The sequence below is a fragment of the Zobellia barbeyronii genome, assembly GCF_018603515.1.
Classification (GTDB): Bacteria; Bacteroidota; Bacteroidia; order Flavobacteriales; family Flavobacteriaceae; genus Zobellia; species Zobellia barbeyronii.
Genome location: NZ_JACATN010000003.1, coordinates 112292 through 136824, shown reverse-complemented (window position 1 = coordinate 136824; position 24533 = coordinate 112292). Strand labels below are relative to the sequence as shown.

Here is a 24533-nt window from a genome sequence, read left to right as displayed (position 1 = left end):
CAAAAAAAATGAAAAAATGAAAGTTATGAAAACAACGATAACAAAACGGTTACTTTTTATACTAGTGCCTATGTTAGCAATTATGGGCTGTTCAGATGATTTTCTGGAGCAGACCAATCCAAATCAGATTTCTACAGAAACCTTTTGGAAAGACAATGGAGATTTAGAACAAGGCCTGATTGCGAGTTATAAGGGTTTCGCAAATTCAAATACTATAAATTTAGTAGGCGAACTTGCTAGAACCGATCTGGCATGGTCAAGTGGTTATCAAAGGCCAAATAATACAAATGAGTATTACTTACAGGTTTTTAATGATGCCTCTGCTGTACCTAATAACAAATGGAGTGCAAACTACACCGCTATTTTTAGGGCAAATCAAGTTATTGAGGCTGCTGCTGTGCTGGCGGAAACCTATACTACAGAAAAGGAGAAAGAAGATGGGTTAGTTATCCTTGCACAAGCACGCTTTTTAAGAGGCTACCTGTACTTTAACCTTTATAACTCTTTTAATGGGGGAGCTGTACCAATTTATGATTTTGTACCAATAGAAGAAAGTGAATTTTACCAAGCGGTGTCACCAGCTGAGGATGTAAAGAAATTTTATTTAGAAGATTTAAAATTTGCTGCGGAAAATTTACCGAATTCATGGGAGGATAAAGAAAAGGGCCGGGTAACTGCGGGTGCTGCTGTAGCTGTTTTGGGCCAATCATATCTTTACGAAGGTGATTATGAAACCGCTTCTACACATTTTAAAAATGTGATTGACAATTTTGGGTATTCTTTGACCCCTAATATTGGTAGCAACTTTACTACTATGGATGAGTTTAACGAAGAATCTATCCTAGAAGTTGGGTACTCCTTAGATTTCAAAAATGAGTTAGGCCCTTGGGATGGTAGAGATGTTGCAAATACCGCATATGTTAGACAATTTACTGGAGGAGCAGGAACATGGTTTGGAGCTGTTGTTGCCAACTGGTTAATATTAGAATATAGGAATGATCCTTTAGATTTCTCCGACCCTAGAAATAAGGTTATTGATGAAGAGGGCAATGAAGGCTTTAGAAAGTTCAGTTTAAGAACATCGTGGTCGGTTGCTTTAGTTGATGATACTGATATGGGGTATTACCTGAGAGACGAAACAGGACAAGCCTCAAACTTTAATGTTAAAATGACTGCATTTTGGAGAAAACACACCAACTGGGATATTACTAGATCAGAGGAAGAGCTTTCACCGGGCAAGGTAAGATCAGGTGTTAATGAGCGTTTAATTCGTTTAGCAGAAATCTATTTGCAATATGCAGAAGCTCAGATAAAATTGGGCAATGTAGATGAAGCACTTACCTATATCAACAAAGTACGTAGAAGATCAGGAGTTCAATTGTTGGGCTTGGCGGGAACTGGAGAGTTTCCAACAAATGATCATGACAATGTTACTTACGATGCGCAAAGCCTAATGGAGCACCTTATGTATAAAGAGTTGCCTTTGGAGCTTTCTGCAGAAGGTGACGGTAATAGAAATATTGATCTTAGAAGATGGGGCATAAAGGCAGAACGTTTTCAAGAATTGGCCAAAAGACGTTATGCGGCGGATCATTACCCGCTCTTGGATGAGGACGGCAAGGAAGTTACTAGATGGGCGTCCATTGTAAAGGAATTACCAGTAGGTGATCCGGATATTGATGAAAATTGGAATGAATTTCAACAGGCTGCAGTGAATTATAATTCATCAATACATGCGTATTGGCCTTTACCAAATTCAGAAATCATATCTAACCCTCAATTAAATAATTAGAATTGAAGGATGCTATGGTTAAATCAATGAACAATGCGAAAAATAAGAAATTAAAAAAGTATAAAATGAAAAACGCAATAAGAATATTAGCCGTTTTGGCCATCCTCTTCGTAGGGTGCGACGATAACGAATATGAGGCTCCTTTTCCTTTTTCGGATGTAGGTTTTTATACGAGTAAGGGTACGGCAAACGACCTTCAGGTAAATTTAAATGAGTATTTGTCCTTTACCGATTTATCTCAAGGCGCGGAGGCTCATTCATGGAGAATTGAAAAAACGGATGTCTTTCTTGAAGGACCGATAGATAGAACAGATTCTATCTTAGACCCGTTTATTATTGAACCTAGAACCACAACCTCGTTTGAAAAGACAGTACATGTACTTTTTCAAACCTCGGGAATGAAAAAAGTTAGGTTATACAACACCTTTAATGAAATGGTAGTTTTTAAGGGTAATCGCGATAATGTAGATTATGAGATGGCTGCAAAAAAAGAAGGAGACTTATTTGTTATTGATACCACTTTTATGGTTAAGGTCTACCCTAAACTTGTACCAGTAATTAAGGTAAGAAATGGGGATGCAGTTGTAAACCATGAAGCTAGAGATACCATTTATATTGAAGCAGGGAATACAATGGAGTTTACAGATCTCTCTACTATAGGAGAGCCTACCGGTCGTACTTGGAGCATAAGAAAAGCATTAAAACCGGGTGAGGAAGTTGTAGAGAATCCTGTTGTAGGTAGTAGCGGCGATGCAATTGCTAACATTGCCTTCAATAAATTGGGGAGCTTTAGAGCAACTATGAATTTATCTCGTACAGGGCAGAACATTCCTGGAGATTTTGCAACTTACGTAGTGAATGCACCAATCAAGGTTATACCTTCTTCCAAACCTTTTGAACTTACAGGAGAAGTTAAGGAACTAGAAGATGAAACTATTCAGGTTCCATTTAATGGTGAATTTACGCCGTTTGGTGGCCAAGAAGAGTTTTTCACCGTTATGGTAAACGGAGAAGCTTTTGAAGTTGCTTCCGTTGCAGTTAATGCAGATGATGCTACAAAAATGGATATTAAGTTAGCGGCTCCTATATATCGTCCAGATGTTATTACGGTTTCTTATGTAGGTGGTAGCATAGAATCATCGGATACTAGAGAAGCATTACCATTTGCAGATGAACCTGTACTAATGAGCTCAGTAAATTTATTACCTGCGGATATTGCCGGTTTGGAAACAGGTGCAGATAGTTGGGCTCCTTTCTGGAGTAATAAAGGAACTGCTGAATATTCTACGGAGCAAGCTGCCACTGGCGAGTATAGCTTAAAATTGAAAATTGAGGCAGGTCAGGATAATGCAGAAGCAGGTGCGGCATTTACAAATCCTATTATTTTTGAAGAAGGTGTAACTTATATCGTTTCTTATGATATGTACATTGCGCCCGATGCTGTTGGAGGGGACGGGACTTCAAGTACTGGCCTTTTCTTATTGCAAAATTGGGGTTTTCAGTTTTGGAATAATTTTACCCATCCATTAGGGGAGTGGAAAACACATACGGTTGATTATCAGAGTACTACACCATTATCTCAGTTCTATTTAAGAATTTTACCTAATGCAGAGAAGACTACAGACATGACTGTCTACTATGATAACTTCTCAATTATAGAAAAAGAAGAACGACCATAATCCCCACAATGTTGTTTGTTTGAGTTGAAGGGAGAATTGAGAGATTCTCCCTTTTTATTAAAATTAATTTATAGATATAAAACATTTAAAAACATGAACTTAAATCCGCTAAAATTGGCATTTTGTTGCGCCTTAGCATATAGTTGTGGAACCAGTTCAAAATTTGATAATTCATCTGAATTACCTGTTGAGCAAAATAAAATAGAGGAAGAAGTAAAAGAACCCGAGCCTGTTCCAGAAATATCAGAAGAAGTTGACTGGAAAGAAATTCCCGTACCTGCAGATGCCGGGGCGGATATGACATGGGAGTTTCAGGAAATTTCCGATGATTTTGAGTATGATGCTCCTGCGGATAATAAAGGAGATCAATTCCTTGAAAAATGGGATGATTTTTATCATAACCAATGGAGCGGACCTGGCCTAACGGAATGGAAAAGAGAACGTTCTCATGTAAAAGATGGACAGTTGCAAATGTGGGCTACACGCAAACCTGGTTCAGAGAAAATCAATATGGGTTGTATTACATCAAAAACGCGAGTAGTTTATCCTGTTTACATAGAAGCACGTGCAAAGGTTATGAACTCTACTTTAGCTTCTGATGTGTGGCTGCTGAGTGCAGATGATACGCAGGAGATAGATATTCTAGAAGCTTATGGGGCAGACTATTCAGAAAGTGCCCAGAAAGAACAGTCTTATTTTTCAAAAAAAATACATATTAGTCATCATGTATTTATTAGGGAACCTTTTCAGGACTATCAACCAAAAGATGCTGGGACTTGGTTTGAAGATGGTACGGTTTGGAATCAAGACTTTCATACCTACGGTGTTTACTGGAAAAGCCCATGGCACTTAGAGTATTATATAGATGGTGCATTAGTGCGCACCGTTTCTGGAAAAGATATGATAGATCCAAAATACTTTACGAATACAACAGACCCCGGAAACACAGAAGTAGATACCCGAACAGGTCTAAGTAAAGAAATGGATATTATTATCAATACGGAAGATCAAACATGGCGATCTACACCAGCCTCAGGTTTACAATCTCAAACGGTTACCCCAACTGATGGTGAGTTAGAGAATTTAGATAACAACACGTTTAAAGTAGATTGGATTAGAATTTATAAACCGGTTGCAAAGTAAGAGGTGTCTTATTTTGCTCTAACAACAGTTATAATTGGGTCTTTGATAGATTTGGATATATAAACCATAGGTAGTTTCCTCTTTTTTAAACTACAATCCTATGGTTTTTTTATATTTTATTTTCTGATAAATGACCAAAATCATGTGTTCTTATTTATATTTTTCTCTCTTAAAAACAATCATCAAAAGGCTTGACCTAGAGGGGATTTTTAGTTAATTTCATGGTGTGATAAGCGTCACTCTTTAAATTGACACTAAGATGGATTATGTAGATTATTATAAGGTTTTGGGCGTGCCTAAAAAGGCTAGTGAAAAGGATATTAAAAAAGCATACAGGAAAATGGCACGAAAGTATCATCCTGATGTAAACCCAAACGATGCAACTGCGGAGAAGAAATTTAAGGAGATAAATGAAGCCAATGAGGTTTTAGGTAATGTAGAAAATCGAAAAAAATACGACCAGTACGGAAAAGACTGGATGCATGCCGAGCAATTTGAGAAAGCAAAAGCACAACAAGGCGCACGAGGTGGCGGTCAACAATACGGTCAAGATTTTGGAGGTGGTGATTTTTCCGATTTCTTTGAATCTATGTTTGGCGGCGGTGGAGGCGGCGGTTTCTCGCAACGAGGAGGGCAGCAGACCAGGTTTAGAGGGCAAGACCTTAATGCGCAGTTACGCTTAAACTTGCGCGATGCCTTTACGACCCAAAAACAAACCTTAACCGTTAATGGCAAGAATATTAGACTTACCATACCGGCAGGGATTGAAAATGGGCAGACTATAAAAATACCAGGTCATGGTGGGCCAGGTAGAAATAATGGTCCAAAAGGCGACTTATTTTTAAAATTTATAATTGATAATAACACGCCATTTAAAAGAGACGGAAATAACTTATATAAGGATGTTGACGTTGATTTGTACACTGCAGTTTTAGGAGGTGAAATTACCGTTGATACGTTTGATGGTAAAGCAAAACTTAAAGTTAAACCAGAAACCCAAAGTGGTACCAAGGTGAAATTAAAAGGTAAAGGGTTTCCTATTTATAAAAAGGAAGGCCAGTTCGGAGACCTTTACATCACTTATAACGTTCAAACCCCTACCAATCTATCCGATAAAGAGAAAGAACTATTCAAACAATTAGCATCCCTTAAAAACTAAGATTATGCAACAACAAGAATATGTATCGGTAACCGAATTTTGTATTGGCCATAGTATTTCTACAACGGTTATAAATCAGTTGAACGAATTTGGCCTTGTGAGCATCATAGAACGTAGTGATAGTTCATATATACCTATGGAAGAACTTCCTATGGCCGAAAAAGCACTGAGGTTACACACAGATTTAAATATCAATTTAGAAGGTGTTGAGGTCATTACTCGTCTGTTGGAGCGTATAGAAGAAGCAAATGAGGAGATGAGAAGGCTCAAAAATAAACTGAGTTTGTATGAGTAGGTTTTAGTCTAATTTTTATGCCTTAAACTTTTTAAAAGAGACTTTACTTTTCAATAGTTAAGGGAGGAAGGAGAAAACGTGCACTTCAAGTTTTCTATTCCACTATTATTTGCCCAATTAATTTTTTTTGAAACTATTCGTTTTAAGAAAAGAAATAGGCTCTAAAAACGCAACAACTTCTATACAAAAGACTTTTGTTCTACAATTTAAGCCCATAGTTGCAAAGAATTCAAAAGATATATTACACTTTTGAAGCTTGAACCAAATGAACTTTCTAATTTGGTTCAAACTTCAAAATAACTTATGTTTTATGGAATTCAAATCCCTAGTTGCTGTATTCATCCTGATGTTGAGTTTATCCTGTAAAGGACAAAATAAAGTAAATCATTCTCCTCCAAATATTGTTTGGATTGTTTCGGAAGACAACTCAAAGCACTACCTACAACTATTTGATAAAAATGGGATTGAAACGCCAAATATTGAAGCTTTGGCAAAAGAAGGGGTACAATTCAATAGAGCATTTTCCAATGCGCCAGTTTGTAGCGTGGCGCGATCAACCATTATATCTGGCTGCTATGCACCACGAACAGGTTCTCAGTTTCATAGGCGTTCAAAACTAGTGCCTATGCCAGACTCTTTACAAATGTTTCCAGCATATTTACGAGAAGCTGGTTATTACACGGTTAATAATAGTAAAGAGGATTATAATTTTATTAAAAGCGATAATGTTTGGGACGAATCCTCGTCAAAAGGAACTTGGAAAAACCGCAAGGACAATCAACCTTTTTTCTATGTACATAATATAGGAACTACGCATGAATCTCGAGTTCATTTTCCGGAAAGTGATATAGAAGATGCACCTACAGCAGCAAATGTAGACGACTATACGGTGCAACCTACCCACCCAAACACAAAGCTCTTTCGTTATACAAATGCCCGTTACCGTGATAAAATTGCGGAAATGGATGGTCAATTGGGTGAGGTCGTAAAAGCACTTGAAGCAGATGGTCAGTTAGAAAACACATTTATTTTCTATTACGGAGATCATGGAGGTGTATTGCCGGGGAGTAAAGGATATTTGTATGAAACAGGACTTCATGTGCCTATGGTTGTTAGGATTCCTGAGAATTACAGAGATATGGTGGATCTAAAGAGAGAAAGTCAAACAGATCGCTTTGTTAGTTTTATAGATTTGGCCCCAACAGTATTGAACTTGGCTGGAATAGAAATACCTGAGCAAATAGACGGAAAATCCTTTTTGGGTAAAGGAGTTGATGCGGAGAAGTTAAATGAAGAAAATGTAACCTATGGTTATGCTGATCGCTTTGATGAAAAGTATGATATGGTGCGTTCCGTACGTAAAGGAAAGTACAAGTACATTAGAAATTTTAATCCTTTCAATTTTGATGGGTTGATGAATGAATATCGTTACAAACAGGCTGCCTACGGAGAATGGGAGGAAATGTACGAAGAAGGTAAGTTGAATGAAGTACAGTCCGCTTTTTTCAAATCTCGTGCACCGGAAATGTTGTTTGATGTGGAAAATGACCCGTATGAAACTACAAATTTGGCCATTGACTCTAAGTTTGGAACTACCCTAAAAGAGATGCGCGGTCTTTTAAATGATTGGATTAGTGGTATGCCTGACCTTTCTTTCTACCCCGAATTTTATTTGGTAGAAAATGCATTTGATAACCCTGTAAAGTTTGGAAGAAATCACAAAGGTGATATTCAAGATTATATAACCACGGCCAACTTAATGTTGGAAGATGCTACTGCTGTACAAGCACAATTAAAAGAGTTATTGCGATCTTCGGATCCATGGCAGCGTTACTGGGCACTAATTGTATGCAGTAGTTTTGGTGATGAGGTAAAAGCGTTAACTCCGGCAATCAAAAAAATAGCACAGAATGATGTGCAGGGAATCAATAGGGTAAGAGCTGCAGAATTTTTAGGGCTTACCAAAGTAGCAGACCCAGCTCCGGTTATGTTGGAAGCTTTGTATTCCGCCAAATATGAAACTGAAGCATTATTGATTTTGAACTCCGTTGTGCTTTTAAATTCGCATGCTTACGGATACAAATTCACTATTGATCAGGATAGAATTAACCCAGATTTTATGGGCGAAAAATCAGAAGTATTGAGCCGTACCCAATTTTTAAGTGCACAAACAAACTAGGAATTGATTCATCCTTTTAAAACAAAACAAAATGCTTAATTTAAAACTTATCTGTAAAGCAGGTGTATACCAATTTATGCTGTTTGCTTTTTTAGTTACTGGGCCATTATTAATGGCTCAGGAGAATGAGAAATCAACTGCAAAGACAGATCGTCCAAACATTATATTTCTACTTTCCGATGATCAGACTAGTGTAGCCACGGGATGTTATGGAAACGACCAAGTGAAAACGCCAAATATGGATCAACTGGCAAAGGATGGTGTTCTCTTTCTTAATCACTATAACACCACTTCTATCTGTATGGCTAGTAGGGCCAACATTTTAACGGGGATGTATGAATATAAAACAGGATGTAACTTCATGCACGGCGATCTTGCCGTAGAAAAGTTCGAAAACACGTATCCAGTACTATTGCAAAACGCTGGTTATTATACAGGTTTTGCGGGTAAAGTAGGTTTTGTTCTAGAGGGAGAAGCATCAGAAAAAATTGAAGATGGGTTGCCAGTAGGCTATTTTGATAAATGGGGGGGAGGACCTGGACAGACCATCTATGAGACGGCAAAAAATCCAACTATTGCGGAGTACGCAAAAGAATATCCACATAGTACACGAGCATATGGTGCTTGGGCAGGAGATTTTATAAAAGAAGCAAAAAGTTCAGGAAAACCGTTCTGTATGTCCATCAGTTTTAAGGCTCCTCATTTACCTTTTACACCAGACCCTTTCTTTGATGATGTGTATGCTGGGCAGACGTACAAAAAGCCCGATAATTACGGGGCAGAAAATGCTAAACATTTGTCACCTCAGGCAAAATCTGGCCGTCAGTATAATTCATATGATTTTTGGAGAGAATCGGAAGCATCCTATCAAGAGGCAATTAGAGCATACAATCAGTTGATTCATGGTGTGGATTATGCCATTGGAATGATTCGCGAATCTTTAGTGGAACAAGGAATGGATAAGAACACCATCATTATTTTTACAGGAGATAATGGCTATAGCTGCGGAGCCCATAATCTTGGCGGGAAAGTACTTCCGTATGAGGAAGCTTCCAGATCGCCATTTATTATTTACGACCCACGAGCACCTAAAAACCAACAGGGTGTAAAACGGAAGACTATAACAGCCAATATAGATATGGCTCCAACTATCCTAACTTATGCCGGTCTTGACGTTCCTAAAAATATGGATGGGGAAAATCTAATGCCTTTAATAGAAAAAGAATCAGGTATTAAAAGAGACCATGTGGCATTGACCAATATGTGGGGTAATGATGAAATTCAGGCATTATCCGTGGTTACTGAAGATTATAAATATATCTACTGGCAATATACAGATGAGCGTATGCAGCCTACAGAAGAATTATTTCATATATCAGAAGATAAACTTGAAATGCATAACCTAGCAAAAGATGAGAGTTATAAGGCGCAACTGAAAAATATGAGGAAACTTTATGATGAACGATATAAGGTTTTGGTGAAAGATGGAATGAAAGCCAATGATTACGGAAAATACGCTGTTTTATTTGATAGAAACGCTCCGGAGAGCAAGAAGAAACAGTATCGTCAACTCACCTATAGTCAGTTGCTTGAGAAAGAGGGGAACAAGAAAAAAAACAAGAACATTCATAAAAACTAGAAAATGGGAATACTTAAGAAGGTATCATACGGATTGATACTGGGCTGTAGCCTTTTGGGTACGGTAGTGGCTGCTCAAAATGAAAAGCCCAATGTTATTATTATTTTGACAGATGATCAAGGATATGGAGATGTTGCCGCTCACGGCAATAAAGTCATAAAAACACCATCAATGGACAAAATGTACAATGAGGGAGTTCACTTTACGAACTTTCACAGTGGTACAACTTGTGCTCCTAGTCGATCAGGGTTACTTACAGGAGCAGATGGAAACCGTGCAGGGGTCTGGCATACTATTGGAGGAGCAAGTCTTCTTAGGGATAAGTTTGTGTTGATGCCTCAAGTATTTGAGGAGAACGGATACGTTACGGGAATGTATGGAAAATGGCATTTAGGTGATGCTTTCCCATATCGTCCTGAGGATAGAGGTTTTCAAGAAACCGTAGTGCACGGTGGTGGTGGTGTAGGCCAAACACCGGATTACTGGCAGAACGATTATTTTGATGATACGTACTGGCGTAATGGTACTCCGGAAAAATTTGAGGGGTATTGTACAGACGTCTTTTTCTCTGAGGCAATGGACTTTATGGAACGAAAAAAAGACAATCCTTTTTTCGTCTATATCTCATTGAATGCACCTCACGGTCCTATGAACGTACCTGAGAAGTATTACGATATGTACAAGAACGAAAGTTCGATCAACGATACTCAAAAGGCCTATTATGGTATGATTACCAATATTGATGATAATATGGCTCTTCTAGACAAAAAACTAGATGAGTTGGGTCTGAAAGACAATACCATATTAATTTTCATGACCGATAACGGTACGTCTACAGGTCATAGGGAAGTAAAGGGTAAAGTAGAAGGTTTTAATGCAGGAATGAGAGGTCATAAGGGCTCGCAGTACGAAGGAGGACATCGCGTACCTTTCTTCATGCGTTGGAAAGATGGTAAGTTAACAGGAGGTCGTTCTATAGATCAATTGGCCATGAATTTTGATATACTACCAACATTAATAGATCTGTGTGATTTAGGAAGTGTTCCGAGTCTTGGTTATGATGGCAATAGCTTAGCACCGGTATTAGAAAATGAGACACAAACTATTCCGCACCGTTATTGTGTGGTAGACAACAACCGTTTACAGCAGCCCATAAAATGGCACATGAGTGCTGTTATGGATGATGATTGGAGACTAATAGACGGCAAAGAATTATACAACATTAAAAAAGACCCAGGTCAAGAAAAAGATGTTGCATCAAAAAACGCGGAAAAAGTTAAGGATATGCGTGATGCCTATGAAAAATGGTGGACTTATATTTCACGAGATTTTTCACATTATGAAGCCTATAAAATTGGCGAACCGGGAATATCGGAAACAACTATTACCGTTCATGATTTACATAGTTCAGAGCCTTTAGCTTGGAACCAATCTTATATTCGTAGTCCTGAATCTGGTAAAAAGCCTGCCTTTGCTAATGGATTTTATATGATCGATGTGCAGCAAGATGGTTATTATGAAGTTGAATTGAGAAGATGGCCAAAAGAATCTAATCTAGGTTTTGATGATACAACTCCAGAATTAGGTAAGCGTGAAAAATGGTATGTTCCCCAGCCTGAAGGAGTAGTGCTTCCTATTAAACAAGCAAGCATAGATATAGATGCACTGCATTTAGATATGCCTGTAGATATGAAAGCTGACAACGTTCCTTTTAATACGTATTTGGTGAAAGGTCGTAAGCGATTGTATGCCGATTTTATTGGTGAGGATGACGTTCGTTTTGGCGCTTTTTATATGTATGTAAGAAAGGTTGATGCTACTCCTATATTAGAGCGAACGAGATAAGCTCTTCTGAGTTCATTGTTATTAAAAAGAGGAACAACCGGCAAAAACGGGTTGTTCCTCTTTTTGTTTTTGTTGATTCATGAAAATTATACTTTGGATATAAAAAAACCAGAGAGTAACTAGACTCTCTGGTAACAAACTAACTCAACAAACAACTTTATATATAGTATTCTCTACTCTTAACCAATTATTTAGTAACCAGTATTTTGTACCATTGAAGGCGCTTTTTCAACTTCGGACTGTGGTATTGGTAGGTAATATTGTCTTTCAAACCATGGTCTTTCAACTACGGTGTATTCTTCATTGGTCAAGTTACCATCTGTGGCTTTCGTCCATTTAAGACCTTTAATATCAAAACCAAGGTGGTCTTCGTTCATCCATCGTCTTTCATCAAAGAAATTATGACCTTCAAAAGCCAACTCTATTCTTCTTTCTCTTTTGATAGCTTCAAGTAAATCGGTACCTGAGGCAGTAATTGCAGGTTGTAAGCCTCTCGTAGCTACTTTGCTTGCAAACTCACGAGCAGTTCCTTCTTGACCTAATTCATACTGAGCTTCGGCATAATTCAAATAAATCTCAGCCAAACGATAAAGTATAAAAGGACGACTAGGAGAAATGTCGGTCATGCCGACACTTTCATCTTGAAATTTTCTAATATTATAACCCGTTTTTGAAGAATGTCCCGTATTGCCCAGACCTTCTGGGGAATCTAAACCATGTGGCGTAGCCACACTTGGATTATCCGCCAAAGCGTAATCAACCGTTCTCCCTCTAAAGTCTGAACCTTGGTAAAATAAATCGGCATAAAAACGCATCTCACGATTAGCATTAGGGTTAGCAGGGTCATAACCAGCTTCGTCCGTACTGCTTCCATCGGCCATGTTAAACAATAGGGCAAAATTATGCGTAGGTGAAGATAGCGCCCAACCTCCATAACCACTTGGCGCTTGGGTCTGGTTCCATAATGAGTTGGCATCAGTCCCAAAATCATAATAAAGTCCACTATAGGCACGAGCGAATAGTATATCCTGATTAGGCGATAAAAATAGATTCTGATACTCCTTGGCGTTTGCAACAGCAATAAGGTCACGAGTACCAACTAAGTCTATAATGTCTTTGGCTGCATCTGAAGCATCTTGCCATTTACTAGCTTTTGCATAATCATACAACGGACCGCTTGGTTCAGTAGCTGGGTCATGTAATGTACTGGCAGCATAAAGAAGGGTACGGGATTTTACAGCCATAGCTGCTAATTTAGTAGCACGGCCAAATTCATTATCCGGACGGGTTTCAGGAAGAACAGCGGCAGCTTCATCAAGTTCTTTTACAATGAAATATACACATTCTTCATAGCTATTTCTTACCAATGCAAAATCGGCATCAAGACCTAAGGCGTTTTCTAAAATAGGGACACCACCATAGTATTTAATGAGCTTGCTGTAAATATTAGCGCGAAGGAATTTCATTTCAGCTTTAAGAATAGCGACTTTATCAGGGTCGGTTTTCATAGCTTCACTTTCATCTATACGATCTAAAAATTCATTGGCTAAACGAACATAATCCCAATAAGTGCTCCACTTTTGGGCAAGAACTCCTACGTTACTGGGAGACCAACCTGCTCTTAATCTGAGTTGGTCCAAATCATTAAAGTTGAACTTAGCTTCAAAAGAACCCACTTCAATATTAAATCTTCTAGACCACCATTGCGCTTTGTTTAAACCCCAACTTTCGGTACTGTTGTAAACTGGGTAAACCAATCTTTCTACCTGATCAGGTTCACTGTAAATAATGTCTTCGGTGAAAGCATCAGAAGCTTCTGTATCCAATACATCTTCACAACCTATTGTCGCAAAAAGGGCAATCAAGACCCCAAATTGCTTTATATTAATATATTTCATTTCAGTTTTAATTTTTTGTTATCGTTCATTCACACCTTAAGCTTAACAAAGCTTGGTTATACTTCATGACAGATTAGAAACTTAGGTTAAGCCCTAAAGTATAGGTCTGCAATGATGGGTAGGTACTCTCTCTAAAATCATAGTAGCCGTTAGCCTCTGGATCTAAACCTAAATCGGCTACGTCAGAGAACAAAGTCAGCATATTATAACCTCTTACGAATATCTTTAAATCCCCTAGTTTAATATCTTCCTTATGGAAGGTGTAACCAAGCTCTAATTGCTTCAATCGTACAAAAGAGGCATCATGTAGCCAGAAGTCTGCACCTTCAAAATTTTCGGCACTTCCACTTTGGTTACCGCTAAATTTATCTCCTGTTGCGTATGCTCTTGGGTAACTTGCTGTTCGGTTTTCTGGGGTCCATCTTTGGTCAAAAAGATAGTCTGGTCGAGCTCCTGGACGCTCAAAGAAAATCAGCATTTCAGCTTCGGCTTGTCCTTGAAACAAGAAACTGAAGTCAAAATCTTTATAATTAAATCCGCCATAGAAACCGAACTGTATTTCAGGAACATTAGAAGAGTAGGCTCGAACACGGTCATTGGCGTTTATTTCACCATTTCCGTCCGTGTCCAAATAGATAGGTTCACCTTCAACAGTACCGTCTAATTTTGTTTCAGTAGCATCTACTTGAGCTTGATCTCTAAATATACCTGCGGTAGGATAGGTAATATAGGAGTCTAGAGAATGTCCTTCTCTTTTTCTCCAATCGGGAACATCTGCTGCTTCGGATAAGAACACCACTTCGTTCTTTGCCTGTGTGAAATTGGCACCCAAATTATAGCCCCAGTTTTCACCTATTTTATCGTTCCATCCTAATTCTACTTCCCAACCAAAGTTATCTACTTTCCCAATATTCTCTGCCGGTAGAGTAATACCAGCTGCGTCTGGAATAGCAGCGGCACGTGTTACAAGAATATCTTCTCTGTTTTGGTAGAAGTAGTTAACATCACCAGAAAGTTTGTTGTCAAACAAGGTAAAGTTCAGTCCAATATTTTTCATGTATGCCGTCTCCCACGTAATATTTTCGTTAGGTACGTTGGCACTGGTGTACCCATTGTAGCTTACACCTGGAGCGCCAAAAATAGCATAGTTAGGCTGTGCATTATTTGTAGGCCCACCATAGTTGTAACGAGTTAAATATTGAAAAGGAGCAATACGGTCATTACCCATTTTTGCCCAAGAAGCTCTTATTTTTAGGGCATTAAGCCATTCTACATTTTCAAGAAAAGATTCCTTATTTATGGCCCATGAAGCGGCAACTCCAGGAAAAGTACCAAACCGTTTTCCAGGACCAAAATTACTGGAACCATCATGACGTACGGTAAGGTCCAAAAAGTATTTCTTCTTAAAATCATAAGAAAAAGAACCGAAGTAATTGAGGCGGGCCCATTCTTGAGATTCTCCATAAGATTGTTGACCTTCATCACTTCCTGCAAAAAGCTCACTGTGTTCAGAAGTAGGGAAACCTCTTCTTTCTGCCCAAAAAGAGCGTTGATTAGAAGTAGATTGCTCAATACCTATAAAACTGCTAATAGAGTGATTGTCACCCAAAGATTTTGAGTAGTGAAGCGTAGAGTTTAAAAGCAATTCATCATACTTCCAAAAGCTTTCACGTAATGTGCGTTGTGAACCTTGTCCTTGCGCAAAACCTTGAGATGGAGTATAGTCATTGGTACTTTCTTGATACGTATAAACGGTCCAAGGGGTGTACCAAGCTTTTACATCATTATTCATTCTATTAACCCCTGCAAAACCTTTTAAGCTTAAGCCGGATACAAAATTATCTAGGTTCCAATCGTAAGAAAATCTTCCGCGCAGTTCGTTATCGGTTCTTTTTGTAAAACCAGATTGTTGGGTAGACATTACATATGGATTAGCTCCATTTTCACCACCCCATCCAGGCAAGCCGTTAGGATAAATACCAACTTCTGTAGGCTCGTTGGTATTGATACGACTATAGATTTCACCTACACTTGCGCCTGGTTGGTTTCTATCTCCAAACCTACCGGAAAGGTCAACACCAATTTTAAAGTTATCGGTTAGGTTGATGTCAATATTAGAGCGTACCTGCTTTTGTTTAAAATTTAGGTCGCCTGATTTGTACATACCAGTTTGACTGATAAAATCACCACTAACAAAATACTTTACATTATCACTACCTCCAGAAATAGAAACTGAGTTACGTGATTCAGGTGAAGATTTGGCGAAAGTAAGATCGGCCCAATCCGTATCAGGAAAATTTAGAGGGTCTGAACCAGATGCGTAATTATTTATCTGTCCTTGTGTGTAGGGTAGTGGAGTACCATTTCTCTGTGCTATTTCATTATTATAAATAGCATACTGCTCTGAAGACATTAAATTAGGAGCAACCGAAAACCGAGATACATTATAAGAAGAACTTAAATTGATTTTTGGTTTACCGGTTTTACCTCTTTTGGTAGTAATTAAAATAACGCCGTTAGCAGCTCTAGCACCATAAATAGCCGCAGCACCATCTTTTAGAACCGTTAGGGACTCAATATCTTGTGGAGCTAAATGCGAGAAACTACTGGCTGTAATTCCATCAATTAAAATTAGAGGGGAATTGTTCCCTAAAGTAGACTTACCACGTATCAGCAGTGTAATATCATCACCATCTGTTGATCCAGGTAAACCACCTCTATCTGCTATTATCAAACCTGGTACTGTACCAGAAAGAGATTTGGCTAAATCTTTATTACCGGCCTTAGCAATTTGCTCAGAACTAACGGTACTTACAGAGCCTGTAAGTTCTCCCTTTTTACGGGTAGTATACCCCAGAACAACTACTTCATCCAATTTAGCGGCGTCCTCTTCTAGAGTTACATTTATTTCTGTTTGACTACCTACTTGAATTTCTTTTGATGAATAGCCTATGTATGAATAAACCAGTGTGGTTTGGTCATCATCAACATCAATACTATAATTACCGTCAAAATCTGTTGAGGTACCATTAGTGCTACCTTTAACAAGGATGGTTACACCTGCCAATGGTCCCATTGCATCAGAAACCGTACCTGTAACAGTTCTTTGAATAGGGTTAGAGGTGAGGTCGTTTTCTAAAGAAGATTCCGTTAAAACTGAAGACGCGTGTGATTGGACAGGAATCGTTACCATTAAGATTATCGCGAACTTTAATACGAGTAATCTCTTGATGGAGTTGCCTGGGCAACCCGCATCAGTAAACCATTTAATTTTCATAAATTTGAATTAGTTAGAGTTAATATGCCCCAGAGTCAATGGGGTATTACTTTACTTCATGCGTTGCATGAATTTCGAAAAGGGAAGTGTTAGCGCACTTTCCTTTTTTTGATTAATTATGTTTTAGTTTTTAGAGTATTGAGGAATAGGGTCATAAGGAGTTGGATTGGTTTGTTAAATTGATAATGCTCATTTAATTTTTACAAATGAACCACAAAAAGGAAGGATGATATTTGCGAAATTTAACTAGGGATTGCACTATTTTACCATTTTTAAGGTTTTCGTGGATAAATTGTGCCTAAATTGAGTTTATGCTAATTTAGAATTCACTTTTTTGAAGAATATTAGTAGCATATCCTCTCAAAGCAGATGAAATACTGGAGAAGTAATCACTCTTTTGGAAGAATCTAATGGAAAATTATAAAACCGGACAAGTATCCGTAATGTAAGAAGTACTATTAGGGGTAGAAATAGCCTATTGATTAAAAAAGGCAATCATTTTTTATCAACTTTGATAAAAGTAAAAATACTATTCATAGTTAGTTAACTGATAATCATTTATTTATAATACTGAAAATACAGATTGAAGCTGTTCGGCTTTTATGGGCTTTACAAAGTAGTCAGAGATAGAATGAATTTTTTTAGCTCTTTCAATATCTATAGGATCTAAGGAAGAAGAAATCATATAGATATTTATTTTCTTACTTAGCTGACTTTCAATTTTTAAAAATTCTTTCATGAATTGAAAACCATCCATAACAGGCATATCAATATCTAGAAAGATAACATCGGGTAATTCTGAGTCAATCTTAAGATTTTTTAATATAAAGGCCAACGCCACTTCTCCATCTTCAAAATCCATTGTATTTGCTGCCAAATGCATGGTTTCTATTTTTTTTACCACTGTATAACGATAGATATAATCATCATCTATAATACAGATTTTAGGGGTACTTTTCATTTGTTCAATTAAAATTTATAGTAAAAGTGGTGCCAACGTCTACTTTGCTGGAAGCACTAATTGTGCCTCCCATAGACTCTATTTGAGATTTGGTAAGGAATAAACCAACACCCTTGGCATCTGGGTGTCTGTGGAAAACCTTATTTAAACCAAACAATTTATGGCCATGTTGTTCTAAATCTATGCCTAAACCATTATCCCTGAATTCTAACTTTATATTACCATTTAGATCTGTTGCTTTAATTTCTATTTCTGGTTTGCGACTTTTTGATCGGTACTTCATACTATTACTAATCAGATTCAAGAAAATACTTTCTAAATATATTTTATGATACTTAATTTTTGAGCATTTAGAGAAGTCAGAGGTAATAGAAGCACCGGATTTTAGTATTTCACCGGCCAGCAAATCCTTGGTTATGCTTAAGACTTCTTCAAACTCAATTTCTTCAACATCTTCATCTGTATGAGGACCTTTTGTTTTTAACGCTTCAATTAGCGTATTTAGTGTTAAGGTGAGTTGATTTATTACCGTTTCAAATTTTCCAAACAAACTTTCCTTTAGGACTTCATCATCTGTGGTTTTATAAATGTCTAAAAGAGAATTAAGGTTACTTACTGGTGAACGTAAGTTATGAGAGGTTATATGCGTGAAATCTGCTAACTGTCTGTTCTGTTCAGTTAATTTATGAGCTAAGACTTCTAAGTTTTCTTTGGCCTTAATAATCTTACGTTCTGCAGACTTCTGTTTAGTAATATCTCGTATAGCCAGTGATATTACTAGCTCACCTTCCCATTCTACAGGTCCCATATTTATTGAAATAGGTACTTCTTCTCCGTTTTTACGTAAACCAATAAGTTCTTCTACAACACCAATCTGTCTTGTATTATTAGAATTAGAGAATTTAGCGGCCTTAATAAAAGGTAATATGTTAGGAATGAAATCTTCTATAAATTCTTTCAATAATTCTTCTGGAGAACATTGGAATAAAGTTTCCGTCTGTTTATTAATAATTTGGATGGTACCTTGTTCATTAATTATCATGATAGCATCGGGAGCGGATTCTAAAAGGCCTTTTAATTTTTTTTCGACCATTTTTAGCTCAGTTACGTCTTGGGCCGTGCCCATTAACTCAACAACCTCTCCCTGATTATTTGTAACTGCCACGCCTGCAATATGTACCATACGGGTTTTGCCCGTAGTGGTAATCAAACGTATAGTAACGCTTTCAAATTTTTTGTCTCGCATGGCATCGTCAACAACTTCAGCAATTAAAGGTTGGTCTTCTGGATGAACCAAACTAAAGAACGTATCAAAGACCGGTTGTACACTTGTATCAACTTCTGCTATGGTATACAGATTTTTAGACCATTTTACTGATTCACTGGCTAAGTTCCACTGCCAATGCCCAATCATAGTCATTTGTTCGGCAAAATTTAGCAATTGGTTTTTGGCAAGAATTTCATTCTGATAAGCTTTTAAATCAGAAATGTCTGTTGACACAACTATGAAACCAATATTTTTTCCTAAATCATCTTTTACTGATGATACCGTACATTGTACAGGTACTGTTAAACCATCTTTCCGGATGTAGGTCCATTCTCTGGTATCGTTTACATTTTCAACAGGTAAATCTTTATAGTGGCTAAAATTATCAGGATTCTTTCCGTATTGTAGAGCAATGTCTCGCCTAAATTTATTTACTTCATCCATTGGCAGAAAGGTCATGGGACTTTCTTTATGCTCCATTTCGGAGGCAGAATACCCTAGAAGTAGTTCTGCACCTTTGTTAAAGTGATTGATAACACCGGTACTATCTGTAGAGAATATTGAAATTGACTCTGAGTTATATATGGCTTTTAGCTGGGCATGGGCTTGACTTAGTTGAGTTCTGGCAGATTTAGCAGCGCTAATATCTTGGATGATACCAAATATCCGGGTTACTTTACCGTCAATTATTTCTGGTTTTCCCACAACACGAATCCATTTGCGGTTATGTTTTGCAGTAATTATTTCAGCTTCATAATCAAAAGAAGACCCTTTATGAAGAGCCTCATTAATTATAAACGATACCTGTGGGAGACTTTGATCTGTCTCATAGAAATTTAATGTATTAGTTAAGGTTGGGATATAATTATCTGAAACCTCATAAATTTTCTTCACCATGGTACTCCAATATACTTTTTGTGTACTAAGGTTTTCTTCCCAAGTGCCTATTTTTGCGGTCTCTTTTGTCTGCTCAAAAATTTCTTTGGTTCTAGCCTTTTTTAACTCATATTCTTTGTTAGGAGTAATATCTATGGTATGAATAAAAAGTCCTCCAATTTCATTTTTACCAACATACCAAGCGTGAATATTCCAAGAGAGTAATTTTACAGTACCATCTTTATAGGTAAAAGGAATTTCATCAAAAACATCAATTCCTTTGTCTATACATTCTTGGTGAAGTTCTTTTGAACCTTGAGTTATTTCTGGGAAAATATCATAATGGGAATGACCAATGATTTCTATGCCCTGTAGTTTGTAGTCTTTTATCCAACAATTAGAAGCGGCTATATAGCACATGTTTTTGTCGAACATAGCAATAGCTGTCGGTGCCTGTTCAATAAAGATTTTGTGGTATGGTATTTTAGATTTCGATTTTTTGGTAGTTTTCTCCAAATCTTGCAATTTTATAGGAATATACTTTCAAGTTAGTAATAATTTAGCTATTAAATGTAAGTTTTATTTTATATTTAAAGGATTTTTATTTTAATATTATTCGTCTTAGATGTTATATACTTCAAAAGCAACAAGTAATGCCAAAGAGGTTTTTATTATTGTCTACCAAACACCATAATTTGCAATCATTATTATTGCAATTTTTTCTATACCTCTTTGTGATTTATACCTTTTTTGAGCTCGAATAAAATCGTTTCTTCGGACTTAAAATCCTTAGTAAATTTATATCTCCCCGAGCACATTTAGAAAAAGTAAATTTGTAAAGGATTCTAGATGAAAAGTATACCTTTCAAAATCACAAGATTTTCTAAAAAAGATGCAGAAGTATCTTATAAATATCATCTTTGTAAATAGACTTATATCTTGCACATGGCTACGGTTAAAGACAAATTAAGAGAACGGATTAAAGAATTGACTTGCCTCTATGAGGTAACGTCAATTATAGCAAATTCAGATTTTGACCAATTGGAAATCTCCCTAGAAGCAATTGCATATTGCTTAAAAAATGCATGGCAGTTTGATGCCGTTGCCGAGGTATATTTAAATTTAGGAGAGTACACCATTGAAACCGAAGGTTATAGGGATAGTATGACCATAATGCATACAGATATAAAAGTATTCAACAAGGTTAGTGGTATTGTTAAGGTAGGATATCCAGAAGATAGATATTTTTATGCAGATTTTCTTGCGGAGGAAAAAGACCTTTTGAATAACGTAGCCATAGCCATAGGAAATCTACTTGAGAGAAAGCAGGTAAGGGAAAGCGAGGCAAAAGTAAAACGCCAAATGGAGCGCACAGACCGGCTTCATATTTTAGGTGAAATTACAGCGGGAATAGCTCACGAGCTTAATACGCCATTGGCTAATATTTTGGGATTTACGGAGCTTTTGAAAGAAAGGGTAGGAGATGCGGGAGCATTACGTGATTTGGACAAGATTGTAGAGAATACCATATTTAGCAGGGAGATAGTAAAAAAATTAATGTTTTTTGCTTGCGAAATGCCGCAAGAAATGCAGCCGGTAGAATTAAACCCTATTATAGAAAGTACGCTTAAATTATTAACACCTTCACTACGCGCAAAGAATCTTAAACTGACTAAAAAGTTTGGCTCGGATGATATTCGGCTACGGGCAGATAAAGTTCAGTTTACCCAAGTACTTTTCAATTTGGTAATGAACGCAATTTATTATTCTCCAAATAAGGGTACCGTTGGTGTTTCTATTTCTGAGAAAGGAAAGAAAATTCAAATATGTATTTCTGACGAAGGAACGGGAATAGACCCAAAAATAGAGGATAAGATTTTTGAACCGTTTTTTACTACCAAACCCTTGGGTGAAGGTTCTGGACTTGGTCTAAGTGTTGTTCATGGTATTATTAGCAGCCATAAAGGAACCATAGAGCATAAACCCAATAAACCAAAAGGGACTATTTTCATTCTAGATTTTCCTAAATTGTAATTATGCTTAAAAAAGAGAATATTCTACTGGTAGATGATGATGTAAATATTTTGGAGCTTTTACAGCGCCATTTGCAATCCATGGATTATCATACCTACAAAGCGGTGTCTGTAAAAGAAGCCCTCTATGTTCTTAAGGATACGTTTATTGATTTACTGATAACCGATATTCAAATGCCTGAGGTAGATGGGTTACAATTATTAAAATTCACCGATGAGCATTATCCGGAAATCCCCAAACTCGTTATTACCGGTTACCCTTCTGTAGATGGTGCTTTGGAAGTAATTAAATCCGGAGCTACAGATTATTTGACCAAGCCTTTTACAAAAGAAGAGCTAAGACTAGCCGTGCACAAAGCTTTTGAGCATGGTAAGAGTCGTAAGGCTGTGAAATCTAAAACGGTCATGGCAAATAAGTCGGTTCATAATGAAATGATAGGCGAATCAGAGGCCTTTCATAAAATTACCGATGTTATTGAAAGGGTTAAAAATAATAAGGCTACCGTTTTGGTAAAAGGGGAAAGTGGTACAGGAAAAGAGCTTGTAGCACGGGCTATCCATTATTCCGGAAAGTTTTCTCGAGCGCCTTTTGTGGCGGTCAATTGTGGGGCAATCCCAGAAAATTTGTTGGAAGCAGAACTTTTTGGTTATGTAAAAGGAGCATTTACAGGAGCTAATGAAAACCGAACAGGATTCTTTCAGGCTGCAGAAGGTGGGACTCTTTTTTTAGACGAAATAGGAGCAGCACCTCTAACCGTTCAGACTAAATTACTCCGAGCTTTACAAGAGCGCGAAATCACTAAAGTAGGTGCCAGAAAAAGTGAGAAAGTAGATATCCGTATCATAGCCGCCACAAATGCAGATTTATTGACAGATATAAAAGAAAACCGGTTCAGGGAGGATTTGTACTATCGTCTTACCGTTGTAGAAATAGAAGTACCTCCTCTACGAGACCGTAAAACTGATATTCCATTATTGGTCGATAAATTCTTGTTGAAATATGGAGTGGAGTATAAAGATCGGTTGCTGAAAATCTCTCCAGATGCTTTAGCCGTTCTAAAACGATACAACTGGCCCGGTAACATTAGAGAACTAGAAAATGTGGTACAACGTGCTGTAATTATGTCTGATGGCATTATCACTCTTAAAGACCTTCCCGAAGCTTTAAAATTCCGAATAGATTTTCCTGAAAACGACTTTAAACCTTTACGGGAAATGGAAAAAGAGTACCTGCAGCGCGTACTTCTTCACACGCAAGGCAACAAAACTAAAGCAGCCGAAATTCTTCAAATAGATCGTAAAACCTTACGTGAAAAACTTAAGTAATTATATGGGGAAAACGTACTCAACCGGGTAAATTTTCCTCACTTTATATTTCCTCTTAAAAAAATTATTTTTTATTTATCTACTGATATTCAGTGGGTTGTATTTGTATGCAAATATTTTTCTTCTGAAAGGCATATGTTTTGCTTTTTGGTAAGTCATCAGTTAGAGATGATATAATTGAAAAGTAAAGCGTATGAAGTATGGTAGTCTAGTTTTGGAGAGGAAGGATTATAGGGTTTTAAAAAAATACCTAAAGCATAATCTCTACATAGAAGATTATTCACATAAAGATGCGCTAGACACTTTAGAGGATAATCTAAAAACAGCATTAATCTTAGAAGAGAAAGATATGCCCGATGATACCATTGGTTTTAATTCAATGGTTACTGTTTCTAGTATTTCAAAATTCGAGTATACTTTTCAATTAGTTTCTCCTCTAAATAATGACCCCAAGAACGGAAAGGTATCCGTTACAAGCACTATGGGTTCTTTGGTTATTGGTAAATCAGAAGATGATATCATAAACTACGGACCTCCGGCAGATAGTGTTTCTTTAAAAATAAGTAAAGTGGGTAATCTAAAGCTGGAAAAAGTAGAAGTGTAACACCATTTTTTAACTTAAACATAAAATAGATGATGAAGAAATTTGCATTTGCCTTATTGTTTTCGGCAAGTTTATTACAGGCACAGGAAGAAGTAAAAACTAACACGTCAAACGTTCAGATTGGTGATGTACTTGAAATAGGTACATCTAAGCGCATGGATTATAAACATATAAATTTTCCAAGGGCCAATTTTATAATAAAACGAGGTGGTTTGGCAAATTATAAAGGACTAAAGGGAGATAGAGTTGTGGTAACCGCAGTAGAAACGGAAAAGGATGGTTCTACCAAAATAAAAATAAAGCGTAAAGACGGTGGTCGTTTCTTTGGAAGTCATACCGTTGTTTCAGCAGATATAAACAATGCACTTGCAGCAGGTGAATTGCTAATGAATTAGTTTGATAGTGGTGACTAAGATCTACCCGGTTGTCCGCACCTGAGTTTTGTTGAATTCTCAGGCATATCGGGTAGATTTTGTACTTAAAATATTTAATCAAATTATAAAATGAATGGGTATAACAGAAGTATTTGCAGTACGTGTAGGTACGTTACGCATTGTGTA

General features: G+C 37.2%; 16 protein-coding genes. 12 read left to right on the top strand and 4 right to left on the bottom strand.

The window, feature by feature from the left end:
• Positions 1–25: 25 nt before the first annotated feature.
• The 8 genes from HW347_RS09160 (at position 26) to HW347_RS09125 (ending at position 11731) form a co-directional block, all read left to right on the top strand.
• Positions 26–1792 carry a RagB/SusD family nutrient uptake outer membrane protein gene (locus HW347_RS09160; protein WP_214611602.1) on the top strand — a complete coding sequence of 589 codons (1767 nt, stop codon included), beginning with the start codon at positions 26–28 and terminating at the stop codon, positions 1790–1792.
• Positions 1793–1857: 65 nt separating this feature from the next.
• Complete coding sequence (locus HW347_RS09155) at positions 1858–3471, top strand: hypothetical protein (RefSeq protein ID WP_214611601.1); 1614 nt, start codon at positions 1858–1860, stop codon at positions 3469–3471.
• A gap of 93 nt (positions 3472–3564) precedes the next feature.
• Positions 3565–4614, top strand: a complete 1050-nt coding sequence (locus HW347_RS09150) for a family 16 glycosylhydrolase (RefSeq protein WP_214611600.1) — start codon at positions 3565–3567, stop codon at positions 4612–4614.
• Positions 4615–4873: 259 nt separating this feature from the next.
• Positions 4874–5773, top strand: coding sequence for a DnaJ C-terminal domain-containing protein (locus HW347_RS09145; protein ID WP_214611599.1), 900 nt, complete (start codon positions 4874–4876; stop codon positions 5771–5773).
• A 4-nt stretch (positions 5774–5777) separates the two neighbouring features.
• Positions 5778–6068: a chaperone modulator CbpM gene (locus HW347_RS09140; RefSeq protein ID WP_214611598.1), complete on the top strand. Its 291-nt coding sequence runs from the start codon at positions 5778–5780 to the stop codon at positions 6066–6068.
• A gap of 310 nt (positions 6069–6378) precedes the next feature.
• Positions 6379–8247 (top strand): sulfatase-like hydrolase/transferase, encoded by a 1869-nt coding sequence (locus HW347_RS09135; protein WP_214611597.1) that lies wholly within the window; start codon positions 6379–6381, stop codon positions 8245–8247.
• A gap of 31 nt (positions 8248–8278) precedes the next feature.
• Positions 8279–9886 (top strand): sulfatase family protein, encoded by a 1608-nt coding sequence (locus tag HW347_RS09130; protein ID WP_214611596.1) that lies wholly within the window; start codon positions 8279–8281, stop codon positions 9884–9886.
• Between the two features lie 3 nt (positions 9887–9889).
• A complete protein-coding gene (locus HW347_RS09125; RefSeq protein ID WP_214611595.1) occupies positions 9890–11731 on the top strand; it encodes an arylsulfatase in 1842 nt (613 codons plus the stop codon).
• Between the two features lie 191 nt (positions 11732–11922).
• Here HW347_RS09125 and HW347_RS09120 read toward each other — a convergent pair whose 3' ends face one another.
• The 4 genes from HW347_RS09120 to HW347_RS09105 all read right to left on the bottom strand — a co-directional run bounded on the left by HW347_RS09120 (position 11923) and on the right by HW347_RS09105 (position 20526).
• Complete coding sequence (locus HW347_RS09120; RefSeq protein ID WP_214611594.1) at positions 11923–13629, bottom strand: RagB/SusD family nutrient uptake outer membrane protein; 1707 nt, start codon at positions 13627–13629, stop codon at positions 11923–11925.
• A gap of 73 nt (positions 13630–13702) precedes the next feature.
• Positions 13703–16906, bottom strand: a complete 3204-nt coding sequence (locus HW347_RS09115) for a SusC/RagA family TonB-linked outer membrane protein (protein WP_214611593.1) — start codon at positions 16904–16906, stop codon at positions 13703–13705.
• Between the two features lie 562 nt (positions 16907–17468).
• Entirely contained in the window at positions 17469–17867 is a 399-nt protein-coding gene (locus HW347_RS09110) for a response regulator (protein ID WP_214611592.1), read from the bottom strand.
• A 4-nt stretch (positions 17868–17871) separates the two neighbouring features.
• A complete protein-coding gene (locus HW347_RS09105) occupies positions 17872–20526 on the bottom strand; it encodes a PAS domain-containing sensor histidine kinase (RefSeq protein WP_214611591.1) in 2655 nt (884 codons plus the stop codon).
• Positions 20527–20955: 429 nt separating this feature from the next.
• Between HW347_RS09105 and HW347_RS09100 the strand changes: the two genes are divergently transcribed.
• From HW347_RS09100 to HW347_RS09085, 4 genes are all read left to right on the top strand, one after another.
• Positions 20956–22044, top strand: coding sequence for a sensor histidine kinase (locus tag HW347_RS09100; protein ID WP_214611590.1), 1089 nt, complete (start codon positions 20956–20958; stop codon positions 22042–22044).
• Positions 22044–23369, top strand: coding sequence for a sigma-54-dependent transcriptional regulator (locus tag HW347_RS09095; protein WP_214612132.1), 1326 nt, complete (start codon positions 22044–22046; stop codon positions 23367–23369). Before HW347_RS09100 ends, HW347_RS09095 begins: the two co-directional genes overlap by 1 nt.
• A 193-nt stretch (positions 23370–23562) precedes the next feature.
• Complete coding sequence (locus HW347_RS09090) at positions 23563–23973, top strand: GreA/GreB family elongation factor (RefSeq protein WP_214611589.1); 411 nt, start codon at positions 23563–23565, stop codon at positions 23971–23973.
• Positions 23974–24002: 29 nt separating this feature from the next.
• Positions 24003–24368, top strand: coding sequence for a hypothetical protein (locus tag HW347_RS09085; RefSeq protein WP_225901883.1), 366 nt, complete (start codon positions 24003–24005; stop codon positions 24366–24368).
• Positions 24369–24533: the final 165 nt, after the last annotated feature.